Origin of the sequence: Megasphaera sp. NM10 (assembly GCF_000417505.1) — a bacterium.
In the GTDB taxonomy this organism is placed as follows: domain Bacteria; phylum Bacillota; class Negativicutes; order Veillonellales; family Megasphaeraceae; genus Megasphaera; species Megasphaera intestinihominis.
The window spans coordinates 1-5,156 of record NZ_APHY01000087.1 but is presented as its reverse complement, the minus strand read 5'-3'; the positions used below and the strand labels follow the sequence as shown (position 1 = coordinate 5,156).

The following is a 5,156-nucleotide window of genomic DNA, read 5'->3' as shown; positions in this document are numbered from 1 at the left end:
TGTTTTTATTAAAAAAGGAGTGTGTTTATGTCGTTTTCCATACGAATCCGTTGCCCGCTTCAGAGCGATGCAGAAAACTCAAAGCTGAGCAAAAACCTCAGCGTCTTTGACCTGACATTCCTCGGCGTCGGTGGTATCATCGGGGCCGGTGTCTTCGTCCTGACCGGGATTGCCGCCGCCCGCTATGCCGGCCCGGGCGTAGCCTTATCCTTTGTCATTGCCGGTATTCTCTGTATCCTCGTCGGCCTGACGTACAGTGAATTTTCCTCCTTCATCCCGGCTTCGGGCAGTGTCTATTCCTACACCTTTGCCTCCCTCGGCGAAGGCATGGCCTTCCTCTGCGGCTGGTCCCTGCTCCTGGCCTATACGGTCACAGCCAGTGCCGTCGCTGTCGGTTTCTCAGGCTACCTGTCGGGGATGACGGCCTCTTTAGGGCTGGTAATCCCGGATTATCTCCTCAAAACGCCGGCTGAAGGCGGCCTGGTCAATCTGCCGTCTATCATTATTATCCTTTTATTGTGCTTAGTCCTCATCCGCGGTACCAAACAGAGTGCGAAACTCAATTTTGCCCTTATCCTCGTCGCTTTAGCGGCTATCATCGCCTTCGTCGTCATCGCAGCGCCTCACGCCCAGGCAGCTAATTTATCGCCCTTCACGCCCTTCGGCGTCCGCGGCGTCTGCAGCGGGGCGGCTATCGTCTTCTTCTCGTACATGGGCTTCGACGCCGTCGCAACGTCAGCCGAAGAATGTAAGTGCCCGTCACGTGACCTGCCAATCGGCATCATCTCCTCCATCGTCATCTGTATGACCTTGTACATTGCCGTATCCCTGTCGCTGACAGCTGCCATCAATTACACCCAGCTCGATACACCGGAACCGGTTGCCTATGCCCTGCGTCTCCTCGGCTGGCCCGGCATGGCTAACCTCATCGCCGTCGGCGTCCTGGCCGGTATCATCACGACGCTCATCGTCTATCTCTTCGGTCAGTCCCGCGTCTTCTTTGCCGTATCCCGCGACGGCATGCTGCCGCAGAAGCTCTGCAAGATTCATCCGACCTTCCACACACCGTATTTGATCACCATTTGGGGTTCCATCCTCATCGCCGTCATTTCCGGCTTCGTCCCGCTCATGCACATCGTCGAATTGTCCAATACAGGGACCTTGGCCGTCTTCCTGGTCAACTTCATCGGCATCGTCGTCATGCGCCGCAAACACCCGGAAATCCCGCGGAAATTCCATTGCCCCCTGCTCTACCTCATCGCTCCCGTCGGCATCATCGTCTGCTTCTACCTCATCTATGAACTGTCGACACTGACCCATATCCTGTTCGCAGGCTGGATTCTCTTAGGCCTCATCGTCTACTACGCCTACAGCCGTAAACACAGCATTGTAAGAGAATAAAGGGAAGTGAAAAAGGAGCTGTCGCATCGCGGCAGCTCCTTTTTGAGTGGCTAGTGGCTAGTTGTTAGTGGCTGGTTTTAAATTTAAAGCTATTACATCAAACATCATACCATTTCCATCGCCTGTATGCGATATCGTAGGGGACGTCCTGATAAGGCGTCCCGTTGTGGGAATCCCGTAAAATGCTGTTTGGAGAAAACGCCATTCGCAGGCCCGCAGACCGCAGTTCGCAAAACCATGCCTCATTAACCCGTTACGTATATCATCGACTGTTCGCTACGGGCCGCCTTACCCGGCCGGCCCCTACGCAGGCCCCGGTCGGGGCATTTTTTACGAGCTGAGGGGTACTCGAAGCGATGTTATCAGTTTGAGATTGTCGCCGCACAACCGCATCCGTAGGAGCAAGCCCAGCGGGAGGCCCGCTACGCGCTGAGGGTTTCCCGAAGCGTCGTTGTCAGTTTGAATCTGTCGCGGCGCAGCCGCATCTGAATCCGAGCGAACCGCGGCCTGCGAACTGCATCTCATCTATATTTTAATGGTGGAAGTCCGTGCGATGTGTTGCTTCTACGTGGTCAGCAAAGGATGTTTCTTTTTCCTGTTTGGCAAAGCCCTTCAACATCCAGGCCATGTTGCGGCCGATGTTGCGCATGGTCTGCATCCCTTCCAAATCTTTGCGCACTTCGTCCGGCGTCATGCCATGGACCATGTTCCAATATGTCGAGGTAACGATGGGCATGCTGGCAATGCCGAAATATTTCTGAATGACATCGACAGCGGCCGTGGTACCGCCGCGGCGGGCCGATGCAATCGCTGCGCCAGGTTTACCGGCAAAGACCGGGTAGAGCTCGCCTACAGCCGACGAATAGAAGACGCGATTCAGGAAAGACAGGATCTGTCCACTCGGGTGGGCAAAATAGACCGGCGTCCCGAAGACGAAGCCATCAGCTTCCTTCGCCTTTTCCAAGAAGCGGTTGACGGTATCATCATTGTCATCCTTAAAGATACAGCCCTTACCCTGGCATTTATTACAGCCGATGCAGTCGCGGATCGGCCGGGGCCCTAACTGGAAAATTTCATAATCGATACCACATCCTTTTGAAAGAAATGGAAGCCGACGGCATTCTCTATAGAAAAGAATATCCCCAGGTACCGCCAAAGGTCGAATATGGACTAACGGAACTGGGGAAATCTTTGATGCCTATTCTACATGAAGTTTGTACGTGGGGACAGGATCACTACGTTCAGCGCTGAATTCCGAAAGCCTGGAATCCGGGATAGATGCCCTGGCCGCGCAATTCGTCTTCAATCTGCAAGAGACGGTTGTATTTCGCTACGCGTTCGCTGCGGTTCGGCGCACCGCTCTTGATCTGAGCCGTATTCAAGGCGACGGCCAGGTCGGCAATGGATGTATCTTCTGTTTCACCGGAACGGTGAGAAACGATGGCCCGATAGCCGGCACGGTGCGCCATCTTGATGGCTTCCAGCGTTTCCGATACGGAGCCAATCTGATTGAGCTTGATGAGGATGGCATTGCCGCAGCCCTGGGCAATCCCTTTGGCCAAACGCTTCGTGTTGGTTACGAATAAATCGTCGCCCACGAGCTGTACGCGCTGGCCCAAGGCTTTCGTCAAGGCCGTCCAGCCATCCCAGTCTTCTTCATCCAAGCCGTCTTCGATGGAATAAATGGGATAAGCCTGGGACAATTTCTGCCAGTGGGCGATGAGTTCGTCCGTCGTAAAGGACTGGCCACTCTTGGGCAGAACGTAAACGCCCGGTTTGGGCCCCTTCCATTCGCTGGCAGCGGCATCGAGGGCCAGGACGAAATCCTTGCCCGGTTCATAGCCGGCTTTTTCAATGGCCTGAAGGATATATTGGATAGCTTCTTCGTCGCTGGCCAAATCAGGAGCAAAGCCGCCTTCGTCACCGACGGAAGTAGCCAGCCCCTTGGCTTTCAAGAGACCGGCCAGGGCATGATAGACTTCGGAGCACCAGCGCAGGCCTTCCCGGAAGGAAGGAGCGCCTGCCGGCATGATCATGAATTCCTGGACATCGACGGTATTGGCAGCATGAGCCCCGCCGTTGAGGATATTCATCATCGGGACGGGCAGATAATTACCATTGACGCCGCCGAGGAAACGATAGAGGGGAATCCCCAGGGACGCAGCTGCCGCACGGGCGCAGGCCAGCGATACGGCTAAGATGGCATTGGCACCGAGCCGCGATTTATCTTCCGTCCCATCGGCACGAATCATCAGGTTGTCGATACCGTAAGTATCAAAAGGATTCTGCCCTCTCAAGACATCCTGTAAAACTGTATTGACATGATTGACGGCCTGGCTAACGCCTTTGCCGCCAAAGCGCTGAGCATCGCCATCGCGCAATTCCAGGGCTTCAAACTGCCCCGTCGAAGCGCCGCTGGGAGCCGCGCTGCGGCCCAAAGTCCCATCGGATAACAACACATCGGCCTGTACCGTAGGATTACCCCGCGAATCAAGGATTTCCCGGCCAACGACTTGTTCAATACGGATATCTTTCATAGTAAAACCTCCCCTGTCGAAAGTAATATATAGCGAATACCATAATTTCAGTATCTTTACAGCTATATTATACAATATTAGTCTCCTTTCGCATAATGCTTTATGAGAATCGCTGTTATTATAATTGAGTATGTTCGCAGGCCGCCGGTCGCAGTTAGCGGTTAGCGGTCAGCAGTTAGCCGTTAGCAACGGCCGTCCCACGAGCCACGAACCACTAGCCACTATTTTCCCACCTCTCCTGCCGAATCGAGGCGGTCCACTGGACCGCTTTCGTAGGGGACGTCCTGTAAGCCTTTTTGGCCCGTCAGGTGCCGACCAGCAGGAGGCGCAGGACGGCTGCCAAAACGGACAGCTGTGGCTAGGCGTCCCGTTGAGGGAATCCCGCGAAATGCTGTTCGGAGAAAACGCCATTCGCAGGCCGCAGGCCGCCGGTCGCAGGTCGCAGTCAGCAGGCGGTCCACCGGACCGCTTTCGTAGGGGACGTCCTGTCAAGGCGTCCCGCTACGCGCTGAGGGTTTCCCGAAGCGTCGTTGTCAGTTTGAGTCTGTCGCGGCGGAACGCCGCATCTGAATCCGAGAAAAAAGCCGTGGCTCGTTGCTCGTGATTCGTGGCTCGTAAAACCATGCCTCATGGACCTGTTATGTATATCACCATTTATTCGCGGCGGGCCGCCCTTTGGGACGGCCCCTACGCAGGCCCCGGTCGGGGCGTTTTTACGAGCTGAGGGTTACGCGAAGCGATGTTGTCAGGAAGCGATGTTGTCAGTTTGAGTCTGTCGCCGCGCAGCGGCATCTGAGTCCGAGCCCGTCATGTATGGCGTGTACATCACATTTCAGGCGGGCCGCCCTTTGGGACGGCCCCTACGAATAGCAAAAAAGCACTGGAATTTTCCAGTGCTTTTTTCTTAATCAGCGGCTTCCTATCCTCCCAGGGGGCCTCCCCCCAAGTACTTTCGGCGTTTGCGGGCTTAACTGCTGTGTTCGGCATGGGAACAGGTGGATCCCCGCAGCTATCGCCACTGAATTATGTTATTCAGGCGTCGGACAAGTCCGACGTAAGCGATTCACACAGTTTTGCGTGTCGTCTCTGACTCCTTCAAAACTGGTTCTCTGCTTATCGTATCCTGACAACTGCATAAAAATGTTTCATACATCCAACGAACTATCAAGAATCTTTCCGCTCGTCTCCGAATCGTCGTTCTCTCTGTGTATCTTTTTC

General features: G+C 54.8%; 4 protein-coding genes and 1 rRNA gene. 2 read left to right on the top strand and 3 right to left on the bottom strand.

Annotated features, from left to right (window positions below):
• Positions 1 to 27 precede the first annotated feature (27 nt).
• On the top strand, positions 28 to 1,401 hold the full coding sequence (locus NM10_RS11870) for an amino acid permease (protein WP_020311783.1): 1,374 nt from the start codon (positions 28 to 30) through the stop codon (positions 1,399 to 1,401).
• Between the two features lie 532 nt (positions 1,402 to 1,933).
• On the opposite strand, the gene NM10_RS11865 is transcribed toward NM10_RS11870, so the two are convergent.
• Entirely contained in the window at positions 1,934 to 2,557 is a 624-nt protein-coding gene (locus NM10_RS11865) for a flavodoxin family protein (protein ID WP_239639736.1), read from the bottom strand.
• Here NM10_RS11865 and NM10_RS13410 point away from each other — a divergent pair.
• The gene (locus NM10_RS13410; RefSeq protein ID WP_081638962.1) at positions 2,506 to 2,652 is read left to right on the top strand and encodes a winged helix-turn-helix transcriptional regulator; all 147 of its coding nucleotides are present in this window, start codon (positions 2,506 to 2,508) and stop codon (positions 2,650 to 2,652) included. The two genes, NM10_RS11865 and NM10_RS13410, sit on opposite strands and share 52 nt — an antisense overlap.
• Here the strand turns inward: NM10_RS13410 and eno are convergent.
• Positions 2,643 to 3,938 carry a phosphopyruvate hydratase gene (gene eno, locus NM10_RS11860; RefSeq protein ID WP_020311781.1) on the bottom strand — a complete coding sequence of 432 codons (1,296 nt, stop codon included), beginning with the start codon at positions 3,936 to 3,938 and terminating at the stop codon, positions 2,643 to 2,645. The two genes, NM10_RS13410 and eno, sit on opposite strands and share 10 nt — an antisense overlap.
• Positions 3,939 to 4,844: 906 nt before the next feature.
• Positions 4,845 to 4,961, bottom strand: a 5S ribosomal RNA gene (gene rrf / locus NM10_RS11855).
• Positions 4,962 to 5,156: the final 195 nt, after the last annotated feature.